The organism is Akkermansia muciniphila, assembly GCF_002884975.1.
Classification (GTDB): domain Bacteria; phylum Verrucomicrobiota; class Verrucomicrobiia; order Verrucomicrobiales; family Akkermansiaceae; genus Akkermansia; species Akkermansia muciniphila_C.
This window is the reverse complement of the sequence record NZ_PJKB01000001.1, coordinates 441,264-462,073: the sequence shown is the minus strand read 5'-3', so window position 1 is coordinate 462,073 and position 20,810 is coordinate 441,264. Positions and strand designations below refer to the sequence as shown.

The following is a 20,810-nucleotide window of genomic DNA, read 5'->3' as shown; positions in this document are numbered from 1 at the left end:
TATGAAAAGAGAAGAAGAGAATTGTCTCCAAAACAAACTTGTAACAGGCCATGAATTGCGAGCACAAAAGAAAAGACGCCGAAGCGATTATCTTAGTGAAAGCATCCCCCTTTCTGAAATCTCCGAACGTGAAAAAAAAGGATGGTCTGTATGTAAGTACTATAAACAAAGTGCCCGTATAATCAAAAAAAAATCTCAAGACATGGCATTTGAAGATCAAGTCTGGAATATTTTTGCCGATATGGGGTTTCATTACATGAATAAAGATAGAAATTTTGATCTTCCTTATCACAAATCAGATGCTAAATTAACCAAACAAATTGACGTATTCGCAGTAGATGATGAATGCGTATTGTTGATTGAATGTAAATCAGCACCAGAAGGTCCGAAATGTGGCAATTTCAAAAAAGACATTGAGGCTATCAGTGGATTTCAAAAAGGAATAATAACTAATCTTAAAAAGAATTTAAAACTAAATAATCATAAATTCAAATGGATTTTAGCAACTAATAACTACTATTTATCAAAAAATGATCAAGATAGATTGAAAGAATTTAATATCCTACATTTTGATGAAGATGTATTAGAATATTATAGGGAATTAGCAAAACATCTTGGATCATCATCTAAATTCCAATTATTAGCAAATATATTTCGTAGTAGCGACATACCTGGAATAGCGAACAAAATACCGGCTATATCTGGGAAAATGGGTGGGTATAAATATTATTCCTTCTCAATAGAACCTGAAAAATTATTAAAAATTAGTTATGTTCTACATCGAAGTAAAGCAAATGCAGAAATGATGCCTACTTATCAGCGCCTTATTAAAAAGAGTCGCTTACAGTCAATTCGACAATTTATTGATGAAGGCGGCTTCTTCCCTAACTCTATCGTTGTCAATATTGATACACGGAGAGCCCTACAATTTGATCAAGCTACTACTCAGGTAGAAGACACAGAGTCCAAAATCGGCATTCTGCACCTTCCTAAAAAATATGGAAGTGCTTATATTATTGATGGACAGCATCGTTTGTATGGTTATACAGACACCAAATACAGCAAATCAAATACTATACCCGTAGTTTTATTTGTAAACCTGAGTCGTAAAGATCAAGTAAAGTTATTCATGCAAATTAATGAAAATCAGAAATCTGTTTCAAAAAATTTAAGAAATACATTAAATTCTGATCTACTTTGGACTGATGAAAATAAAACAAATCAGGTAGTGGCTTTAAAACTTCACCTTGCGCAAAAATTAGGAGAGACAAAAGATTCTCCTCTATATGATCGTATTTTGGTGGGAGAATCAACCAGCACAGCGACAAAATGCATTAGTATTGATTCCATAAAAATAGGATTAGATTCTAGTAATTTTTTTAATATATACACAGACCAAACACTTCGAAAACATGGGACTTTTGATTTAGGAGATAATGATGAAACAGCTAAATTATTATACTCTTTTTTAGTAGGTTGTTTTAGGCGTGTTCAGAAAAATTTGACTACAGAATGGAACCAAGGCAAAGACAATGCCGGTTATCTTACAATCAATGCAGGGATTATTAGTTTACTCCGTATTTTTAATGACATTGCAGATACTATTATTACAAAAGAGAAGCTAGATCCTAAATCTGTCAATATGTCTACATTTCTAGAGTCCGTTGATTACTACCTAGATCCATTATTGCATTTTTTGCAGGGGCTTACTCCTGAAGAAAAATTAGAATTAAAAGGATGTTACGGTACAGGAGGTCGAACTAAATATTGGAGAATACTACAAAGAGCAATTCGTAATACAAGAGAAGACTTTATTGTTGATGGATTGGATGAATACTGGAAAGATCAATCCAAAACATACAATGTACAATCTCTGGATATTATACATGAAATAAGAGAATGGATGACACTTACATTTAAAGAAGCTCTTATGAACAAATATGGCCCAAATGATTGGTTAAAACTAGGTATACCTAAATCTGTTTTTACAGATTTACATAAAAGAGCTACCGATATTGATTATCAGAAAGCTTCTGACGAACCTAAAACTGACCCTTGGAATTGTCTCCAAATTGGAGATTATCGGAAAATTGCACTTTACGGAGATAATTGGAGTTCCCTATTTGAAAAAATATGTACAATACCTGGAGATGAAAAGCTAATCGGCGGCAAAGATAAAAAAACAGAATGGATAAAGGAACTAGATAAAATTTCAAAACAAGATTTCACTAGTTATAGTGTAACTACAACTGAATATGAATTCTTACAAAAGCTTGAAAAACTTATCTTAGCGACCAGTTAGCGGAGGAAGAATGAGGAAGAATGAAATTGCCAAGCCTCTTCACGACCATAAAAATCCAGTCTATTCTTGAGTGGGCCTCTTTCATTCTAAAATGGAGACTCACAACCACTTCTCTTGGAAAAATGGAGCGGATGATGGGATTCGAACCCACGACATCAACCTTGGCAAGGTTGCGCTCTACCCCTGAGCTACATCCGCTTGGATGGGTCAGCGAACCGGAATTGGCCGCTGGAGGGTTTATACGCGTGCGGCGGAAAAAAGCAATCTTTATTTTGGAATTTTCCCGTCCCGCGGTCCTTCCTTGTCTGCCGAACTGTATCAAAGTGTGGCTTATAAATGAAATTCTCTCGTCAGACGGAGGGACAAATTCTATGCTGTGGCGGCATGAAAGAATTGCTCATTACCCTTATTACGCTGGCAGGCCTGTTCATCGGCATGCATTATCATGATTCCCTGGCAGGAGACGGACAGGCGGACCAGCAGAAGACGGAAGTTCCCGCTTCCGTCCAATAGCTCCAGGCAATGATGAATACGGCCTTCCGGAAACCCTGTTTTTCCGCCATTCTCTGCGGCACAGCCCTGCTGGCGCCTTTTCCGCAGGCTCCGGCGCAGTCTGCGGACGGCGCCGGAATCCTTTCCACCACGCCACAGTCCGTAGAAGATCTCCAGCGCATTGAACACCAGCTTCAGCAGGTGCTACCCAGAGTGCTTCCGGCCCTGGTCTGCATTGAGGTGAATAATGGGAGCGGCTCCGGCATCCTGGTCTCGGAGAAGGGGCTGATTTTTTCAGCGGCCCACGTCGTTGACAAGCAGGGGACCGTGCTCAAGATCATCATGCCGGACGGTACGCGCCTGCTCGGAAAGACCACGGCGCAGAATAGCGAGTCCGACGCCGGCCTGGCCGAAATCACCACCAGGCTGGACAAAGACCTTCCCCGTGTAGAGCGGACGGAGAAACTGCCCCGTGTAGGAGACTGGGTGTTCGCTCTGGGCCACGGCGGCGGACTGGACCAGAAACGCGGCCCGATGGTGCGCCTGGGCCGCGTGGTTTCCCTTAAGAATGGCGTCATCCAGACGGATTGCAAGCTGATCCGCGGGGATTCCGGCGGCCCTCTGTTCAACTTGAACGGAGAGTTGATCGGCATTCATAGCCGGGTTGGTTCCGGCCTGGAGGATAACCTCCACGTTCCCATGAAGGATTTCGACGCCCTGATGGAACCTCCCACCGGAGGAAAAGCGCCCCTTCCCCCGTCACCGGAACAGGACAGTTAAATCATTTATTCCCGCCGGTTATGAAACTCCCCTCCTGCGCATACCTGCTTCCCGTGGCCTGTTCCCTGTTTCCCTCCGCCGTGGCGGAAGGCTATAACGGGAGCCTGGATTTTGAACAGCGCATCAATGGAAAGACGGTTCTGAAGACTATTGAACCCGTCCGCGAACGCCTTCAGGAGTTGAGCGCCGTTTTCTTTTCCGGCCATGACGTGATGGTTTACGGCATTGTCCTGAGTCCGGACGGCTATATAGCCACCAAGGCTTCCGAACTCCACTCCCACCAGAATCCGGTGATCCGGATAGGGGCTGCCAAGTACAGCCATTTCAAGGAGATCGGCACGGATCCGGCCACGGACATCGCCGTGGTGAAGGTGGACGCTTCCGGCCTGGCCGCTCCCGGCCCCGTCAGCAATGAGGCTCACATGGGCATGCTGGTGGTCAGCAACGGTTCCACCACCCGCAGTTCCAGACGGGCCCAGCTCGGCACGCTCAGTGCGGCGCAGCGCCCCATCCCGAACGGTGATACGGCCTACATGGGCGTGATTTTTGCCGCTCCGTGCTCCATTCAGGAGGTCGTCAAGGATGGTCCAGCCGCCAGGGCCGGAGCCATGGACGGGGATGAGATTCTGGCCGTGGACGGCACCCCCGTCACCACGCTGGAAGCCATTTACCCCATTTTGTCAAAGAAGGAGATCGGGGAGAAGGTAACGCTGAAGGTCAACCGCAAGGGCAACAAGGTTTCCTACGCCATCACGCTGGGTTCCCGGCGGAAGGCGCTGGGGGAGGATACGCCCCAGAATTCCAATGACCTGATCAGCGGGGGCTTCAGCAAGCGCCGGGATGATTTCCCCATGGTTCTACAGCATGACACCCCTTCCCGGTATACGCTGATGGGCGGCCCGCTGCTCAACCTGAAGGGAGAGCTTATCGGCATGAACATCGCCAGGGTGAACCGGGCGGAGAATTACGCCCTTCCCATCAGCGTGGTTCAGGAAAGCGTAAAGCGCATTTTGGAGAAAGCGCAGCAGCCGGAGAAGAAGCCCCAGGGAGATTCCTGAACCATTTTCCGCTTTTTCCGGCGCAAAAAAACGCGCGGGAGACAGTTTACCCTCCCCCGCGCGGATTCTGAAAAAAGAAGCCAGGCTTACATGCCCGGCACGTCCGCGGCATCCGGCACCGCCTTGGGCTGCACAGTGGGGTCATAGTGGACGGCTCCGGTCACGCGCACGCTGCCGTCCGGCAGGAAGACCATGGAGGGGGAGCCCATCACCTTCTTGTAGTATTGGAGCTTTTCCATGGTTCCGCGGCAGTTGATGCGGGAATACGCTCCCAGAAGCGGAGTGGTGGGGAAGAAGACGTGCACGTTCGCCTTGCCGTCCACCATGCACTGCGGGCGCGTGGTGCCCAGCCAGTCTCCGATGCAGACGGCATTATACGCCACGCCCGTATCCGGGTCTTTCGTCTGCACGTACAGTTTCTGGATTCCGCGCACGGCAATGGTGCAGATGGAGAAGGTGCACCGCTTGGCGCTGGCCGGAATGGCTACGGTCTGGGACCACATGGGGGTGCCGGTCCGGACGGCGAAGAGGGATTTCTGGGAGGCGAACATGTCCTTCTGGTTGGGCATTTTCACGACAGCCTGCACATGGTAGTTTCCTTCCCGGGAGAGGTCATAGAAGTGGCGCAGGTCAATTTTGCGGGAGACGCTCATGCCGGCGGGAACCTTGAGCGGCGGGAACATGGCAAATCTGGACTGGGGAAGTTCCGCGCCCGCGGTGGAGTGCTCCACATGGATGTCCAGCCAGGAGGAGTATTCCTGGCTCTTCAGTTCCACGGGCACGCCGGAGTTGTTGGTCACGGTCAGCCTCATGTACATGGCCTCCCCGCTGAGGAAGGTTTTCTTTTCCGGAACTACTTTCACGTAAATCTGGGCCAGGGCCCCGGACGCCCCCATCAGGGCCAGCAGCAGCATTGCAAGGATGTGTTTCATGGTATTGGTATGTCGAGTATGTGTTTTTAAACAGGTCAGCGGACGTCCCGCACGATTCTGAAGCCCAGGTTGTCCCGGCTTTCTCCGCGGGAACGCAGGTATTCCACCCGGTTGGTGATGCCGGGGTGCTTCCAGTCCCCGCCGCAGGCCACCGGGCCCGGCGGTTCCTTCACGCGCGCGGGGTCTTTTTCCATGGAGGAGGTCCATTCCATCACGCCGGAGGCCATGCCGCACACGCCCGTTTTTAGATCATAGTCATTGCTGTACCGGTCAATCACCAGGGTTTTATCCCCTTTTTCACCCGTTTCCAGCATGCTTCCCAGGGCCATCCATTCCCGGCGCGCGGGCAGGCGGTAACGGGGCTCTCCGGGGGGCACGGGCTTCCAGCCCGCATACGCCCAGGCATCCCAGAAGGTGACGTTGACGACGGGGGAACGGGGCGTGATTTTCCTGCCCTTCCATTTCCCCCCGGGAGTGTTGGCCGCCGTCCACATGGCTTCCCAGTCTGCGGGAACGTGGGTGGCGGCCTGCTTGTCCGGCTGGTCCGGATGGGAATATTCCTCCCTCAGCTCCGGAGTAAGGCGCGCCCACTGGTCCAGAAACAGGCGGTAGGATTCCATGGTAATTTCATGGGCTCCCACGATCAGTTCGCCGCCGCCGGGAAGGTTCACGCGTACTTCCGTATGGTCGCTGGCGGAGAAATCAGGATAGTGTTTCGGCGCCGGAGGCGGTGCAGGCCCGGAGACTTCCTCCCCGGGGAGTGAAAGGAGCACGGCACCAGCGGCTATTCCCGCGCCCAGCAGGCCCGCTCCGGCCCAGAGCATCCATTTTCCGGTTTTTCCGCGGGGTTCCACGGGAACGGTATAGCGGTGGGTGGTGGCCCGCGGGGAGAGCCCCAGTTGTTCGCGGACCGCGGCAATCAGCTCCATGACCTGGTCCCACTGCATCGGCTTGCCGTTCTGGCCCTCCCGCATCCATTCCAGCAGGGTGCGCATGCGGGTGGTTCCGGGCACGTCCGGCGTCACCAGGGGCAGCAGGTCCGCCCCCAGGCGCTCCATCTGCGCGCGGGATATTTCTTCATGAAAGTCACCGGGCATGGCCGTATTCATCAGCCGCACGGCGGACTTGTCATCCAGGAAGATGTGGCGCGGCTCCATGACGTTGAAGGCGGTTTGCAGGCGTTCATACCTGCCGCACATGCCGCCGACCGTTTCAATCACTTTCAGCAGGTCCTTCATGGACAGGGCCTGGCCGCGGTCCAGCATGCACTGGAGGGAGGAGCCTCCCAGCTGTTCACTGGTGACGAACCAGTACCCCTGGGCCTGGGAGGCCTCATAAACGGTGCCCAGCACCGGGGCGGTGACAGCCGCCCGCGTGCGGGCTTTCATCAGGAATTCCTCCACGCTCACGCCCTCCGCGTTGTCCGGTTCCAGCAGTTCCAGGAACACGGAACGGTCCATGCCCTGCTGGATGGCCTGGTAGAGAATCCCTCCCCGCGTGCGGCCGATGAACGCCACCAGCGTGTAGTCTCCAAAGTTGTGGGGAAGGTCAAACATGGACAGTTCAGGCATCAGGGGGGCAGAAGGGAGTCATAGGTGTCGGAAACCGGAGACGCCTCCACCGGGGGAAGCAGGCCGCCGTCATAAATTTCAGGCATGCCGGAAGGGGAGCTCTGGTTCATCTGTTCCAGCAAGAATAGCACAGGGGGGGAGGCATGGCAATCCATCGGTTCACCCTTGTAGTATAATTTGGCGGTATACCCGTAATATTTGAGGCTTCCGTAGGCGATCGTCTCCTCCTCCGTCAGGGGGGGCATGTAGTAGGTCACCTCCATGATTTCCTCCCCGTCCGCCCAGTCCGCCGGTTCCGTGACGCACCGCGAGGAGGGTTCCGGAGCGTGCGTCTTTTCCACTTTTTTTCCGTTGACCTTGTCAAAGAACTGGACGATGACGCGCAGGTCCTCCGGCCTGACGTTCAGGCCATCCTTCATCAGAATGGGGACAATCAGCTTGACGCGCTCCCCGGCGGGGCATTCCGGGTCCCGGTATTCCAGAATGGTGCCGAAGGACATATCGCCCCGCAGGTCCGCCGGGCTGGAAAAACCGGCCTGGAGGTGCCGGGCAGCGCGCGCGAAGTATTTCCCCGCTTTCTCCCGCTGGGTGTATACCTTCAGGAAAAACTCCCGGGATTTATCCGCATTCCGCAGCCATTCATATGTGAGGCCGTAGTAATAAAGCACCACCGGGCTGTCCGGCTCCAGCCTCATGGCCTGCTCCAGCTTCACCACCGCCACTTTCAGGTCTCCGTCAATCTGGGCATACCGCGCCGCCTTGACGAGTTCCGCCACTTCCTCCGTCATGGGCGGCATGGCTTCTGCCGGGTCCTCCGGCGCCCGGGGGGCCTGGGAGGAAACATCCCCCCCTCCCGGCACGGCAGCCGCCACGGCGGCGGGGTCCGGATCGTCGGCCGGATCAGACAGGTCGGCATCCCGGAGCATTTCCTCCACGGAACGGGGTTTTTCAGAAGATGTTCCCGGTACGGCGGCCACATCCGCGGGGTCCCCGTCTTCAATAGCGGCAGACGGGGCCTGAGGGGCGGCTTCCGCCGCAACGGCCACGGGCATTTCCACCACTTTTTCCACCACCACGGTACGGGCGGACAGGCTGAAGGAGACGCCCACCATCAGGAGCAGGATGAAGGCCAGCGCGCCCAGCGTCCAGCAGGCGATGCCAAACGCACGGTCACGGGCGTTTTTTTCCGGTAGGGAGAACTCGCTCATATGCCATGCTCCGCATGTTCCCCGCCATCCTTCCGGGCAGACGGGGTGTCCGCATCCGGAGCTTCTTCATAATCAACTACCTCTCCCCGGTAAAGGGACAGAAGGGCCTTCATGAAATCTTCCGCGTTGTTGGGGGAGTCCTCCTTGCGGAAGCCTCCGTAGGTCAGCCCGTCCAGCCTGATCCGGGCTCCTCCGCATTCCGGCTTCAGCGTCGCAAGGGCCAGCCCCTTCAGCTTCCACCGGCGCAAATCCAGACGGGCAATATCCTCCACGCGGAAGGTTTTGCCGGCAGCCATCACCTGCCCTTTGTTGAGGGCCATTTTCCTGCCGCGCGTCCTGACCAGGAAGAACAGGGCCACCATGGCCAGCACCATGCAGACGCTTCCGGCCACCCATTGTTCAAAAATCTTGGAGGCGTCATACGGATGGTCCTCCGGCTTGATCGGGTAGCGCATTTCTCCGGAATAAGATTGCCATGCGGCGCTCCACCCCTTCCCCGGAGCGGACATCAGCCCGTAATCCGCCAGCACGGCGGGCCATGCCGTTGCGGTCCTGTCCACGCCTGAGGGTATCTTGTACCCCTCAGGGAATTCCACGGTGCGCGCCATGACGGTACGCTCCCAGTCATCCCGGGACGCGCCGTTTCCGCCCACTTCACGGTCAAAGAGGGCGCCGGCATCCACAAATGCCTTGTGCATGAAAAATTCCAGGTTTTTTTGAGGATACCCGGTGGAGGCATCATAATAAAAGTACACTCCGAACCCCAGGAACATGAGAGCCATGAGAACCGCCCTGCCGGTGAACCACATGGTCGGCTTACATTCTACCGTGTCAGACTGCATGTTCCTTACATACCAACAATGCCATGCCCTTGACCATAAAAAAAGCGCATGCCATCCACCTTTGCGGGAAAGAGGGGCGGATTCCTCCCCGGCAGAGGGTCCGGACATGCGGCGGGGGTGGATAAAACGCCCCTGCATTCCGTTCCGGGGATGTACTTGGAAAATCACTTTTTACCTTCTTCTTGGCTTGATTTATTTTGTGAAAGTTAAATAATAACACGCGCAGGGATTGCCTGACGGGGCCATATTGCCCGGAAACGCCGTAATCCACTGCATTCCCGTATCCCGGCACGCATCATTTTTACCGCATATGAGACCAAGCAATCCCCAATACCGCCGCATGGACGCCGATCCCGGTTTCAATCCCCAGGCAGACGACCAGGTGGATTCCGACATGGAACAGGCCCAGCTGAGGCTGGAACAGCTGCGGAAGGAGAAGGAGGAGGTGGAAAGCTCCCGCCGCCGTTTGGAGGAAAGCCATCTGCGCAAGGCCCGCTTCATGGACCAGCAGAATGAACTGGGAGACCGCATGGTGAATGCCGCGGACCTCATTTCCCGGGAGGTGGAGAGCCTCCGGCAGGAGAGCAATGAACTGGAACAGATTCACATGACCCTGACGCGCAGCCTGAAGATGCTCAGCACCGTGCGCCCGGATGAATGGCCCATTGAAAATACGGACAACCTGATCAGCCAGGGCCAGCAGGTCATTGACCGCTGCGAGGAGGAGTTCGCGGACGCCGTCCAGCAGTGCGCCCGCATGCAGCACACCAAGGTGCTCACGGGCGTGCGCCGTTCCAGCAAGGTGCGCATCAGCTCCCGTGAATTCATGACCCAGTTCCTCCAGGGCCTTTCCTTCCACCTTCCCCTGCTCCTGATCGCCCTCATCATCCTCTTCTTCATCTGGATTTTCAGCCCCTCCGCATCATGATTAAAAGAAAAGCCAAACGCCGTTCCTCAGAACTGGCAGAACTGGACCGCGCTTCCCGGGAAATTGAGAACCGCATCCAGGAATTGGAAGCCTCTCTCAAACGCCCCGCGCAGCAAACGCGCATGCGCCTGGACCGCAATACCATGCCCCCGCCGGACCGCGTGCGGGAAGGCACCCAGAACCGCGCCCTGCGCGCCGTGGTGGCCCGCGACGGCCGCGCCACCAACATGAGGCGGGAGCTGCGTGAAAATTTCATGCTGCTGGGCCTGCTGGTCTGCGCCATCGCCGCCTCCTTCTGCTGGATTGTCCGCCTGCTGGAACAGCAATAGGCCTCACCCTCCCTTTCTCTTATATATTACGCACGTTCCCACATCATGAGCACGCCCCAAATTGACGTAGCCTACATTGCCAAACTGGCGCGCATCGACCTGACGGAGGAAGAAGCCGCCCTCTTTTCCCAGGACCTGGACAAAGTCCTGGCCTATATCACCAAGCTGGAATCCTATGACGTCACGGGCATCGCCCCCATGAACCATCCCCTGCCCACGATGGACGTGATGCGCGAGGACGTTCCGGAACCCGGCCTTTCCCAGGAGGAAGCCCTTTCCAACGCCCCCCAGCAGTCCCAGGGGCAGTTCCGCACGCCCAAGGTGGTGGAATCCGCCTGACCTCCTCCCGGTCCCTCCCTTTTCACGTTTCAACCGTTCTTACCCCTTTCTTTCCATGTCAAGCATTCAAGGCACCCTGGCCCAGTGGCGCGACCGCCTGCGCCGCAAGGAACTTTCCCCCGCCGACCTGGTCAACCTGACCGCGGACGCCATTGAGGCGGACCAGACCACCAACGCCTATATCTCCTTTGACCGTGAGGCCGCCCTCCGGGCCGCAGCCGCGGCGGACACTGCCAGCCCCCTGGCCGGCATCCCCATCGCCGTGAAGGACAATATCAACGTCCTGGGCCAGCCGACGCGCTGCGCCTCCCGCCTCCTGGCTCCCTATGCTTCTCCTTATGACGCCACCTCCATCCGCCTGCTGAAGGCAGCGGGCGGCATCCCCCTGGGCCGGACGAACATGGATGAATTCGCCATGGGCGCCAGCGGTGAAAACTCCGCTTACGGCGTCACGCGCAACCCGAACGCTCCGGACCACATCCCCGGCGGTTCCTCCAGCGGCTCCGCCGCCGCCGTCGCGTCCGCCACCGCCATCGCCGCGCTGGGTTCGGACACGGGCGGTTCCATCCGGCAGCCCGCCGGGCACTGCGGCATCGTGGGCCTCAAGCCTACTTACGGACGCGTCTCCCGCTACGGCCTGGTTGCCTTCGCCTCCTCCCTGGACCAGATAGGCCCCATGACCCGGACGGTGGAAGACGCCGCCATCCTGCTCCAGGCCATCTCCGGGCACGACCCGAAGGACTCCACGTCCGCAGACCAGCCCGTGCCGGATTTTGAGGCCGCATTGGGCCGCGACGTCAAGGGCCTAAAAGTGGGCATCCCCGCGGAATATTTCACCTCCGGCAACCATCCGGGCATTTCCGAGGCCGTGCAGAACACCGTGAAGCAACTGGAAAGCCTGGGCGCGGAACTGGTGGAAATCAGCCTTCCCCACGCGGACGCCGTGGTGGCCGCCTATTATATCATTGCCTGCGCGGAGGCTTCCTCCAACCTCTCCCGCTTTGACGGCGTGCGCTACGGCAAGCGGGCGGAAGACGCCAACGGCCTGGTGGAACTTTTCTCACGCACCCGTGAAGAGGGCTTCGGCCCGGAAGTCAAGCGCCGCATCATCCTGGGAACCTACGTGCTCAGTTCCGGCTACTATGACGCCTACTACTCCCGCGCGCAGAAGGTCCGCTCCCTGGTGGCCAAAGACTTTGCGGAAGCCTTTTCCAGGGCGGACATCATCGTGGGCCCCACCTCCCCCGCGCCCGCGCCTAAAATCGGAGACTCCGCGCTGGACCACCTCCAGACCTACCTGGCGGACATTTACACCATCCCCGCCAACCTGGCCGGGCTGCCCGCCATCTCCATCCCCTGCGGAGCCGTGAAGGAAGGGAACCTGGAACTCCCGGTGGGCTTCCAGATGATCGCCCCCCATTTCCGGGAAGATCTTCTGTTAAAAACCGGATTTGCCCTTGGGAAATAATCGGAATTTTTCAACGCCGGCGCACGGCAGACTGTCTCACCCGCTACTAAGAATCATGGACACCCGAGAATTCAACGAAATTATCGCCGCGAACTCATCGTGGATTTCTGCTCTCAGAACGGAGGTTGGCAAGGTGGTCATCGGCCAGCAGGCGCTGGTGGACAGGTTGATCCTCAGCCTCCTCTGCAAAGGGCACGTTCTTCTGGAAGGCGTGCCCGGCCTTGCCAAGACGCTTTCCGTCAAAGCCATGGCGGGCACGCTGCACGCGCAGTTCGCCCGCATCCAGTTCACGCCGGACCTCCTGCCGGCGGACCTGCTGGGCACCATGATCTATAATCCGGAGGAAAGGCAGTTCACGGCCAAGAAAGGCCCGATCTTCGCCAACCTTATTCTGGCGGATGAAATCAACCGCGCCCCCGCCAAGGTGCAGTCCGCCCTGCTGGAAGCCATGCAGGAACGCCAGGTGACGCTGGGTGAAACCACCTACCGCCTGCCGGACCCCTTCCTGGTGCTGGCTACGCAGAACCCCATTGACCAGGAAGGCACCTACCAGCTTCCGGAAGCCCAGCTTGACCGCTTCCTCTTCAAGGTGCTGGTCACCTATCCCACCCGAGAGGAGGAACTCCAGGTGCTGGACCTCATGGCAAGCTCCGCCAAGCCGCCGGAAACCTCTCCGGTCACCACGCCGGAACAGGTGGCTGCCTCCCGCGACCTGGTGAACCAGATTTACATTGACGACGCCGTGCGCGGCTACATCGTGGACCTGGTGCGCGCCACCCGTTTCCCGGAAACGGTGGACGTGAAGCTGCGCGGCCTCATCCGCGCGGGCGCATCCCCCCGCGCCACCATCAACCTGGCCCTGGCCTCCCGCGCCAACGCCTTCATGCACCACCGTTCCTTCGTCACCCCGCAGGACATCAAGGACCTGGCCCATGACATCCTGCGCCACCGCATCCTGCTCTCCTATGAAGCGGAAGCGGAAAACATCACCACGGACGACGTCATTGACCACATCCTGACGAAGGTCCCCGTGCCGTGACGGCAGAAGGCGGGCGTTCCCCCGCCCTTATCCTTCAGGCCCTGCGGGGCACCTCGTTAAAACCTGATTGAACTCAAACAGGGAGGATTACTTCATGGATAAAGCCTCAGACATTCTCAAGCGCGTGCGCCGCATTGAACTGCGCGCCAGGCATCTGGCCACGGAAAGCTTCGCCGGGCAATACCAGTCCGGCTTCCGCGGCCAGGGGCTGGATTTTGACGACTTCCGGGAATACATGCCGGGAGACGATCCCCGCTTCATTGACTGGAAGGTGACGGCCAGGATGAATTCCCCCTTCGTGCGCCGCTTCCGGGAGGAACGGGAGCAGGCCGTCATTCTGGCGGTGGACGTCAGCGGCTCCATGCACTACGCCTCCTCCGCAGCCCGCGCCTCCAAACTGGACTACGCGGCGGAAGTGGCGGCGGTGCTCGCCTTCAGCGCGGCCCAGAGCGGGGACAAGTGCGGCCTCCTCATTTACGGGAACAGCCACTCCCGGTACATCCCCCCGGCCAAGGGTATCAAGCAGACCCTGCGCATCGTGCGTGAAATCGTAGCCAGCAAAAACGACGGGACCGACCAAAGCATCTCTGACGTGGCCCGCCAGCTTGTCCTTTCCCAGAAAAAGGCGGCCATGGTCATCATGATCAGTGACTTCTGGAGCGAGCACAACAAGGCCGCCCTGGGCCAGCTCAATTTTAAGCATGATTTCATCCCCATCCGTGTGGCGGACCCCATGGAACTTCACCTTCCGGACGCCGGGCGCGTCATCCTGAAAGACCCGGAAACCAGCCGGAGCATGTTCCTGAACCTCTCCCGGCAGGATGTCCGGGAAGCCCACGCCAACGTGGTGCACCTGCACCGCGAAAAATGGACGCAGGACTTCCGCCGCCTGGGGATCGACTTCCTGGACCTCCAGACCACGGACAACTTCATGCCGCCCCTCCAGGCCCTCTTCTCCAGAAGGTCCCGTAAATTCTCACGCTAACCCCCCTTCCCCGCCAGCCATGCCCGCTCCCGCCACCTTCCAGACTCCCCCCACGGCCATTCCGGAACCGCCGGCCTTCCCCACGCTGATGGAAACGCAGTCCCCGGACGCCTACCTGCACGCGGGCTTCTGGGATACGTGGGGCATCTGGATCATGCTCTCGGCCATCCTGCTGGCCGTCGCCATCGCCGTCATCGTGCTCATCCGCAGGAAGGGGCGCACTCCTGCCGTGCCGCTTACCCCGGCGGAAACCGCCATCCGGGACATCACGGCCCTCCGGGAAACCCACCCCACCCTCAGGCAGGCCGCCGTGGAATTCTCCCTGCTCCTCCGCAAGTACCTGGTGGGGGAAACCAAGGACCCGGCGCTGTATGAAACCCAGCAGGAGTTCAACCGCCGGGCGGACGCGCTTACCGCACTCCCCTCTGAACTCCAGACCCCCACGCGCGACCTGCTGGACCGCATGGCCGCCCTGAAATATGAACCGGACACCCCGGAAAACGACTCCCTGGTCAACGAACTGGCGGACGACACAGTCCAACTTATCAATGACATCGAGGACGACGCCCGGCGCACGAAGGAGGAAACGGACCTCGTCGTCAAAAAACCTGCCGCACGCTCCAACCAACGCTAGCACACCATGACGGAACACTTCCAATTCGCACAACCTGAATGGCTTTACGTTCTTCCCTTCATCTTGTGCCTCATCATCCTCCGCCGCAGGCGGGGCGCGGAAGGCTCCATCACCTACCCCACCGTGCGCTTCATCGCCTCCCTGGCGCGCACGCCCCAGTCCCTGGCCGGGAAAATAGGGGCCGTCTGCTTCGTGCTGGCGGCAGCGGCCATCACCATCGGCCTGGCCCGCCCGCAGAAGGTGGAGGACAAAACCTTCCGCACTGTCAACGGCATTGACATCATGATCGCCTTTGACCTCTCCTACTCCATGGAGACGCCGGACATGGTCCTTAACCGCATGCCCATCAACCGCCTGGTGGCGGCCAAGCACGTCATCACCCAGTTTGTGGACAGCCGTCCGGACGACCGCATCGGCGTCGTGGGCTTCGCCGGGAAAACCAAATCCTTCTGCCCCCTCACGCTGGACCACGCCCTGGTCAACAGCATCATCCGTGACTTCCACCTGCGCATGATCCAGGCGGACGGCACGGCCATCGGCTCCGCCATTGCGGCGGCGGCCACCCGGCTGGACGACCGCAAGGACACCAAATCAAAAATCATCATCCTGGTGACGGACGGCGCTTCCAACTCCGGCCAGATATCCCCGCTGGTGGCGGCGGAAAACGCGGCCAAGCTGGGCATCAAGATTTATACCATCGCCGTGGGCACGGAAGACGGCACCCTGGCGAACGGCATGGTGGTGCAGAGTGAATTTGATGAACCCACCCTGCGGAAAATAGCCCAGATTACGGGCGGGGAACACTTCCGGGCCACCAACATGGCCTCCTTCAACAAGGCGTTCACCTCCATCGGCAAGCTGGAAAAAAGCGAGGCCAAGGTGCAGACCGTCCGCCACATTGAGGAATACTTCATGTACTTCCTTGTCACGGGCGCCGCGCTGACGCTTCTGGGCCTCTCCCTGCAAGTGCTCAAACCCGCCCCCGCGCCGTAACACCATCCCTTCCCCGCCATGACCTTCCTTTATCCCTACGTTCTGTACGCGCTTATCCTCCCCGCCCTGCTCGCGGCGGCGGCCTGGTGGCTGTGGCGCCGCCGTTCCAGAAAATGGGAAGTGCTCGTCTCCCCGGAATACCGGCAGGAGCTGGTTCACGCTCCGGCCACCTGGCACCGGGTGCTCCCCGTCATCTTTGCCGTGCTGGCGTCCATCTTCGCCATCCTCTCCGTTGCGCGCCCGGTGGACGGATACACGGAGGTAAGGGAAATTCCCAAATCGCGCAACATCCTGATTGCCATTGACTGCTCCCGCTCCATGCTCAGCAAGGACGCCTCCCCCACCCGCCTGGGAAGGGCTAAAACCGCCGCCTATGACCTGCTGGACGCCCTGCCGGGGGACAACTTCGGCATCATCATCTTCTCCGGGGACGCCGTTCTGCTCATGCCCCTCACCCATGACCACAACGCGCTGAAGGAAACCATTGAACAGCTTCAATTCGGCTGGGTCTCCCAGGGGGGAACCAACCTGGAAAACGTCGTTCGGCTGGCCCTCCAGACCTTCAAGCGGGACAAGGAGGCGGACGCCAGAAATGCCCTGGTCATCCTGAGCGACGGTGAAGACACCGTCAACATCACCTACAAGACGGCGGAAGCCGCCAGGCAGCATGAACTCATCATCGTCACGGCGGGCATCGGCACCACCATCGGTACCACCATTCCGGATGAACAATCCCCCTCCGGCCTTTACCGCGACCGCCGCGGCCAGCACGTCGTTTCCAAGCTCAATCCGGAAAGCCTGCAATACCTGGCCCGGCAGACGGACGGCCAGTATGTGCAGCTCTCCGACGGAGCCGCGCTCAACCGCTTCGTCAAGGACATTGCGGACCGCCTGGACGTCACGGAGGGGCGGGAGGAAGTGCGCCGCGTGCCGAATGACCGTTACGTCATCTTTGCCGTTCCGGCCCTGATCTGCCTGATCCTCACCCTTCTTGCCGGCACCCGCTGGCGCTCCTTCCGCCGTTCCGGGCGCCGCGGCATGGCCGCCCTGGGAGCCATGCTCCTGCTCTCCGCCGGACTGTTGGGCACAGAGGCGCGTGCGGACACGAGCGCCCTGGATAACGTCACGGACCTGCTGCGCACGGGAAAAACGGAGGAGGCAGTCAACGCCATTGACGGAATGCTTTCCGCACCGGACCTGGCGGAAGAAACGCGCCAGGCGCTGGAATTCGCCAAAGGCTGGCTGGAACGGAAGGAGGGCAACGCCAAGGAAGCCGCTGAAGCCTTCTCCCGGGCGCTCCTTTCTCCCAAAGCCAGCCTCCAGGCGGACTCCCACTTCAACCTTGGCAACCTGGAAGCCGCCCAGGCTAGGAAAACCATGACCTTCTCCGGGCCGGAAGAGGAACAACCGAAGCCCCAATCCTCCTCCATTGATGACCAGATCAAGGAAATAGACGCCCGGCTGGCAAAAATTCCCGTGGCAAAAGAACACGTCAAGGAAGCCGTCAAACGTTTTGACGATGCCATTAATGCTTACCGTTCTCATGAAGGAGCCGCTGCCAACAGGGAAGACATGCTGCGTTACGACAAGGCGCTGGACGAATACCGCAAACAGCTTGAGGAATTAAAGAAGAAATTGGAAGAAGAAAAGAAAAAACAACAAGAGCAGCAGGATCAGCAGAACAAGGATCAGCAGAACAAGGATCAGCAGAACAAGGATCAGCAGAACAAGGATCAGCAGAACAAGGATCAGCAGGACAAGGATCAGCAGAACAAGGATCAGCAGAACAAGGATCAGCAGAACAAGGATCAGCAGAACAAGGATCAGCAGAACAAGGATCAGCAGAACAAGGACCAGCAGGACAAGGACCAGCAGGACAAGGACCAGCAAAACAAGGACCAGCAAAACAAGGACCAGCAGGACAAGGACAACGCCCAGGGCCGGGAAAACCAGGGGGACCGGAATGAGATGAAAAACGCCCCGCTGCCCTCCTCTCCGGAAAAAGACAAGCTGCCTGAAACGCCGGGAGCGGAACAGCCGCAGCCCCAGCCGCGCCCGGAAGGGGACAAGCCCGTACCAATAGCCACGCAAAAGGAAAGCAAGGAGGAAAAGGAACGCCGTGAAGCCAGGGCTATCCTGATGGAACGCAGGGATATTGAACCCGGCTGCCCCGTTCCCCAGCGCTCCCCGGAAATCCCCCCGGACAAGGACTATTAACCCTCATTTCCTTCATTATTAAAACCCTTCAAACACCCCCGCAACATCATGAAAAAATTGTTCGCCATTCTTTCACTCTTCTTCTGCATGGCCGTAACGGCCATGGCGCAGCAGGTGGTCACCACCTGGTTGTCTGACGCCGTCGTGCCGGGAGAACAGACCCGCCTGTTCATCATCCTGACGGACGGCAGCATCGCCCGCCAGGACCCGCTCCCCAGGGTGAAGGGGGCCAGCCTGCGCTGGGTCAGCCAGGGCAACTACATCCGCTGGCCCGGGTCCCCCAACCAGTCCGCCTTCCTGATGGCTATTGAAGTCACGCCGGATGAAGTGGGCACCGTGGAAATCCCCTCCCTGACCCTCCAGGCCAACAACGGGCGCACCTATACCACGCTTCCCCAGACGCTGACCGTTTACCCGTACAGCGCCATCCAGTGGAACACGCTGAACATGAACGGAACCACTGTGCCATACGGCATGCTGTGGCATGTGGACAACCAGAAGCCCTACGTGCACCAGCCGGACCGCTGCGAACTGAAAATATACGCTCCGGAATACATCCTGGAATACACCGCCCCAACCATCACCACCTCCAACCTGGCCACCTGGCGCTTTGAACCCACGCTGGTGGAACTGCTCCGCGGGCAGCCCCGCGGCTCCGTGCTCTACAAAGGCGTGAACTGGAATGTCATGACCTTTCAGAGCACCCTGTTCCCGCTGCGCGCAGGACAAGTCACCGCGGCAGGCACCGTCACGGCCCGCGCCACGCTGCCGGAGGCGGATCCCCTCATCGCCAACTTCATCCGCTCGGAAGTACTGGTGGAAATGTCCATTCCGGAAGTAAAAATCACGGCGCAGGAACTCCCGGAGGGAGCTCCCGCCTCCTTCACCAATGCCGTAGGGGAATTCCGCATCTCTTCCAGCACGGATGCACGGGACCTCAGCGCCAATGAACCCATCACCGTCAAGATCAAGGTGACGGGCACGGGCAACATCCACAGCATCGCCTGCCCTTCCCTCACGGACGCCTCCAACTGGAAGCTCTACCCGCCCAACAAACTGGACCCGGGCCAGAACACCCGCACCATCCAGGGAACCGTGGAATTCCAGCAAATGCTGCGCCCCATTGCCCAGACGGATGCCATCCCACCCTTTGAACTCACCTTTTTTGACCCCAGCACTCAACAGTACAAAACCGTAACCACCGCCCCCATTCCCCTGGAATGGAAGGCCTCCGCCATCACCGGAGCGGCGGCCGGAGCCGCTGCGCCCGCCACTCCTCCCCCCGCGGGCACCATTCCGGTAGCGGACATGACGGACATTTACGGCCTCATGCCCGCCTCCGTCATGAATGCCCTGACCGCCCCGGCCCACTGGGGATGGTACTTCCTGGCTTACATCCCCGCCGTCGTCCTGCTGGGCATGGCCCTCATCCGCTACATCCGGAAAGTCCAGAAGGAAAGCTTCACGGCCAGGGAACGCATGCGCTCCTTCAGGAGGCTCGCCTCCACCCCGCGCCACGCCAGCTCCACGGAATTCCTGCGCGCCGCGGGCAACTTCATTGAAAGCTACATTCCGCCCTCCAAACAGAATGAAGAAATGAAAACGATCCTTCAGCTCCGGGATGACAGGGCGTTCAAGCCTTCCGGCTCCGCGGACGAACTGCCCCATGCGGAACGCCAGAACATGCTGCACTCCATTAAAAAAGCCATCGCCAAGCTTCCCGTGCTCATCATGGCTGCCGTCCTGGCCCTGTCCCTGGCCGGAACAGCCGCAAACGCGGAGGAAACGGACAATCTGGGCGTACAGGCCTATGAGCAGGGGGAATACGCAAAAGCCGCGGACTACTTCAGCAGGGAAAGCTCCAACCCGGACCTCTCCAGGGCGGAACGCGCCTATGCCTGCTTCGGCGTCGGCAACGCCTACTACCGCATGAATAAGCCCGGACTGGCGGCCCTCAACTACCGCCGCGCGCTGGAGCTCTCCCCATACTTCACGGAAGCCAGGTACAACCTGAAATTCATTGAACGCAAGGAGGGAGCCATCCTGCCGCCGGACACCACGGAAAACCAGTGGCTCACCTACCTCAGCCATGATGCGCTGGGCCCGGTCTCCATCCTTTCCGGGGCGGTCATGCTCACCTTCCTGGCCCTCCTGACCGTTACCCGCAGGCACGGGGCGCTGCTGACCATCCTGGCCACACTCAGCGGCCTGGTCACCGTGGCGGCCATCATGAACTACATCATGTACCCTGAAACGCCGGAATCCATCCCGGCGGACCGCCTCCTTATCGTCACGCAGAAGACGCCCGGCAGGCACGCGGCGGACCTGGCCAGCCCGGCCATCATCACCCTTCCGGAATCCACTCCGCTTATCCTGCGCGCGGAACGCGGCTCCTGGTACTACGCCAGCACCTTCCAGAACACGCCCGTCTGGATTCCCAGGACGGACGCCCAGCCGCTGTAGCCTCCCGCCCTTCCCCCCTTGCAAAAGGCCGTTCTACCGGACACCAGGCTTTCCGGAAGAACGGCCTTTGTCCATGCCTGAACGGAGTTGTTGCAAGCACACGGCAACGGCGCACTGAAGAACCGGGAGATGCCCTGATGCCCAAAAGCCGCCTTCACGGGAGCTTCCGTCTTTTCTTCTCCCCATTTCCGGGCGGATGGGGGAACCAAGGCGGAAGTATCAGGAGGGGG

18 protein-coding genes and 1 tRNA gene are annotated in these 20,810 nt (G+C 58.1%); 14 read left to right on the top strand and 5 right to left on the bottom strand.

Annotated elements, in window-relative coordinates; all coding sequences use genetic code 11:
- Position 1 precedes the first annotated feature (1 nt).
- Entirely contained in the window at positions 2-2,302 is a 2,301-nt protein-coding gene (locus CXU21_RS01925) for a DGQHR domain-containing protein (RefSeq protein ID WP_219723144.1), read from the top strand.
- 123 nt (positions 2,303-2,425) lie between these two features.
- Here CXU21_RS01925 and CXU21_RS01920 read toward each other — a convergent pair.
- Positions 2,426-2,500 (bottom strand) — tRNA-Gly (locus tag CXU21_RS01920).
- A 186-nt stretch (positions 2,501-2,686) separates the two neighbouring features.
- Here CXU21_RS01920 and CXU21_RS12540 point away from each other — a divergent pair.
- From CXU21_RS12540 to CXU21_RS01910, 3 genes are read left to right on the top strand one after another with little or no spacing between them, the layout of a single operon-like run.
- Positions 2,687-2,815, top strand: a complete 129-nt coding sequence (locus CXU21_RS12540; protein WP_257997340.1) for a hypothetical protein — start codon at positions 2,687-2,689, stop codon at positions 2,813-2,815.
- Positions 2,816-2,824: 9 nt separating this feature from the next.
- Complete coding sequence (locus CXU21_RS01915; protein ID WP_102724850.1) at positions 2,825-3,574, top strand: S1C family serine protease; 750 nt, start codon at positions 2,825-2,827, stop codon at positions 3,572-3,574.
- A gap of 20 nt (positions 3,575-3,594) precedes the next feature.
- Positions 3,595-4,632, top strand: a complete 1,038-nt coding sequence (locus CXU21_RS01910) for a PDZ domain-containing protein (RefSeq protein WP_102724849.1) — start codon at positions 3,595-3,597, stop codon at positions 4,630-4,632.
- Positions 4,633-4,718: 86 nt separating this feature from the next.
- Here the strand turns inward: CXU21_RS01910 and CXU21_RS01905 are convergent, their stop codons facing one another.
- Genes CXU21_RS01905 through CXU21_RS01890 form a run of 4 tightly spaced genes read right to left on the bottom strand, consistent with a single transcriptional unit; the run spans position 4,719 to position 9,152 of the window.
- The gene (locus CXU21_RS01905; RefSeq protein ID WP_146016513.1) at positions 4,719-5,564 is read right to left on the bottom strand and encodes a hypothetical protein; all 846 of its coding nucleotides are present in this window, start codon (positions 5,562-5,564) and stop codon (positions 4,719-4,721) included.
- A 35-nt stretch (positions 5,565-5,599) separates the two neighbouring features.
- Positions 5,600-7,135 carry an SUMF1/EgtB/PvdO family nonheme iron enzyme gene (locus tag CXU21_RS01900; RefSeq protein ID WP_102724848.1) on the bottom strand — a complete coding sequence of 512 codons (1,536 nt, stop codon included), beginning with the start codon at positions 7,133-7,135 and terminating at the stop codon, positions 5,600-5,602.
- Complete coding sequence (locus CXU21_RS01895) at positions 7,135-8,343, bottom strand: tetratricopeptide repeat protein (protein WP_102724847.1); 1,209 nt, start codon at positions 8,341-8,343, stop codon at positions 7,135-7,137. The genes CXU21_RS01900 and CXU21_RS01895 overlap by 1 nt, the downstream gene beginning before the upstream one ends.
- Positions 8,340-9,152 (bottom strand): hypothetical protein, encoded by an 813-nt coding sequence (locus CXU21_RS01890; RefSeq protein WP_102724846.1) that lies wholly within the window; start codon positions 9,150-9,152, stop codon positions 8,340-8,342. The genes CXU21_RS01895 and CXU21_RS01890 overlap by 4 nt, the downstream gene beginning before the upstream one ends.
- Before the next feature lie 343 nt (positions 9,153-9,495).
- On the opposite strand from CXU21_RS01890, the gene CXU21_RS01885 reads away from it, so the two are divergent.
- From CXU21_RS01885 to CXU21_RS01840, 10 genes are all read left to right on the top strand, one after another.
- Entirely contained in the window at positions 9,496-10,113 is a 618-nt protein-coding gene (locus tag CXU21_RS01885; RefSeq protein WP_146016511.1) for a hypothetical protein, read from the top strand.
- Positions 10,110-10,442: a hypothetical protein gene (locus CXU21_RS01880; RefSeq protein WP_102711358.1), complete on the top strand. Its 333-nt coding sequence runs from the start codon at positions 10,110-10,112 to the stop codon at positions 10,440-10,442. The genes CXU21_RS01885 and CXU21_RS01880 overlap by 4 nt, the downstream gene beginning before the upstream one ends.
- Positions 10,443-10,487: 45 nt before the next feature.
- Positions 10,488-10,781, top strand: a complete 294-nt coding sequence (gene gatC, locus CXU21_RS01875; protein WP_102724845.1) for an Asp-tRNA(Asn)/Glu-tRNA(Gln) amidotransferase subunit GatC — start codon at positions 10,488-10,490, stop codon at positions 10,779-10,781.
- A 55-nt stretch (positions 10,782-10,836) separates the two neighbouring features.
- On the top strand, positions 10,837-12,249 hold the full coding sequence (gene gatA, locus CXU21_RS01870) for an Asp-tRNA(Asn)/Glu-tRNA(Gln) amidotransferase subunit GatA (RefSeq protein WP_102724844.1): 1,413 nt from the start codon (positions 10,837-10,839) through the stop codon (positions 12,247-12,249).
- 55 nt (positions 12,250-12,304) lie between these two features.
- Positions 12,305-13,288, top strand: a complete 984-nt coding sequence (locus CXU21_RS01865; protein WP_102711352.1) for an AAA family ATPase — start codon at positions 12,305-12,307, stop codon at positions 13,286-13,288.
- Positions 13,289-13,382: 94 nt separating this feature from the next.
- Positions 13,383-14,273, top strand: a complete 891-nt coding sequence (locus CXU21_RS01860; RefSeq protein WP_102724843.1) for a DUF58 domain-containing protein — start codon at positions 13,383-13,385, stop codon at positions 14,271-14,273.
- A gap of 19 nt (positions 14,274-14,292) precedes the next feature.
- The gene (locus CXU21_RS01855; protein WP_102724842.1) at positions 14,293-14,907 is read left to right on the top strand and encodes a hypothetical protein; all 615 of its coding nucleotides are present in this window, start codon (positions 14,293-14,295) and stop codon (positions 14,905-14,907) included.
- Between the two features lie 6 nt (positions 14,908-14,913).
- Positions 14,914-15,900, top strand: a complete 987-nt coding sequence (locus CXU21_RS01850; protein WP_102711346.1) for a vWA domain-containing protein — start codon at positions 14,914-14,916, stop codon at positions 15,898-15,900.
- Between the two features lie 18 nt (positions 15,901-15,918).
- Positions 15,919-18,117, top strand: a complete 2,199-nt coding sequence (locus CXU21_RS01845) for a vWA domain-containing protein (protein WP_102724841.1) — start codon at positions 15,919-15,921, stop codon at positions 18,115-18,117.
- A gap of 48 nt (positions 18,118-18,165) precedes the next feature.
- Positions 18,166-20,580 (top strand): tetratricopeptide repeat protein, encoded by a 2,415-nt coding sequence (locus tag CXU21_RS01840; RefSeq protein WP_102724840.1) that lies wholly within the window; start codon positions 18,166-18,168, stop codon positions 20,578-20,580.
- The last annotated feature ends 230 nt before the right edge of the window (positions 20,581-20,810 follow it).

Excerpts from the sequence above, each read along its gene's own strand:
- CXU21_RS01890 (WP_102724846.1), bottom strand. The coding sequence starts at position 9,152 with ATGTGGTTCACCGGCAGGGCGGTTCTCATGGCTCTCATGTTCCTGGGG.
- CXU21_RS01880 (WP_102711358.1), top strand. The coding sequence starts at position 10,110 with ATGATTAAAAGAAAAGCCAAACGCCGTTCCTCAGAACTGGCAGAACTG.
- CXU21_RS01915 (WP_102724850.1), top strand. The coding sequence starts at position 2,825 with ATGATGAATACGGCCTTCCGGAAACCCTGTTTTTCCGCCATTCTCTGC.
- CXU21_RS01895 (WP_102724847.1), bottom strand. The coding sequence starts at position 8,343 with ATGAGCGAGTTCTCCCTACCGGAAAAAAACGCCCGTGACCGTGCGTTT.
- CXU21_RS01900 (WP_102724848.1), bottom strand. The coding sequence starts at position 7,135 with ATGCCTGAACTGTCCATGTTTGACCTTCCCCACAACTTTGGAGACTAC.
- CXU21_RS01850 (WP_102711346.1), top strand. The coding sequence starts at position 14,914 with ATGACGGAACACTTCCAATTCGCACAACCTGAATGGCTTTACGTTCTT.
- CXU21_RS12540 (WP_257997340.1), top strand. The coding sequence starts at position 2,687 with ATGAAAGAATTGCTCATTACCCTTATTACGCTGGCAGGCCTGTTCATC.
- gatC (WP_102724845.1), top strand. The coding sequence starts at position 10,488 with ATGAGCACGCCCCAAATTGACGTAGCCTACATTGCCAAACTGGCGCGC.
- CXU21_RS01925 (WP_219723144.1), top strand. The coding sequence starts at position 2 with ATGAAAAGAGAAGAAGAGAATTGTCTCCAAAACAAACTTGTAACAGGC.
- gatA (WP_102724844.1), top strand. The coding sequence starts at position 10,837 with ATGTCAAGCATTCAAGGCACCCTGGCCCAGTGGCGCGACCGCCTGCGC.
- CXU21_RS01845 (WP_102724841.1), top strand. The coding sequence starts at position 15,919 with ATGACCTTCCTTTATCCCTACGTTCTGTACGCGCTTATCCTCCCCGCC.
- CXU21_RS01865 (WP_102711352.1), top strand. The coding sequence starts at position 12,305 with ATGGACACCCGAGAATTCAACGAAATTATCGCCGCGAACTCATCGTGG.
- CXU21_RS01855 (WP_102724842.1), top strand. The coding sequence starts at position 14,293 with ATGCCCGCTCCCGCCACCTTCCAGACTCCCCCCACGGCCATTCCGGAA.
- CXU21_RS01905 (WP_146016513.1), bottom strand. The coding sequence starts at position 5,564 with ATGAAACACATCCTTGCAATGCTGCTGCTGGCCCTGATGGGGGCGTCC.
- CXU21_RS01860 (WP_102724843.1), top strand. The coding sequence starts at position 13,383 with ATGGATAAAGCCTCAGACATTCTCAAGCGCGTGCGCCGCATTGAACTG.
- CXU21_RS01910 (WP_102724849.1), top strand. The coding sequence starts at position 3,595 with ATGAAACTCCCCTCCTGCGCATACCTGCTTCCCGTGGCCTGTTCCCTG.
- CXU21_RS01840 (WP_102724840.1), top strand. The coding sequence starts at position 18,166 with ATGAAAAAATTGTTCGCCATTCTTTCACTCTTCTTCTGCATGGCCGTA.
- CXU21_RS01885 (WP_146016511.1), top strand. The coding sequence starts at position 9,496 with ATGAGACCAAGCAATCCCCAATACCGCCGCATGGACGCCGATCCCGGT.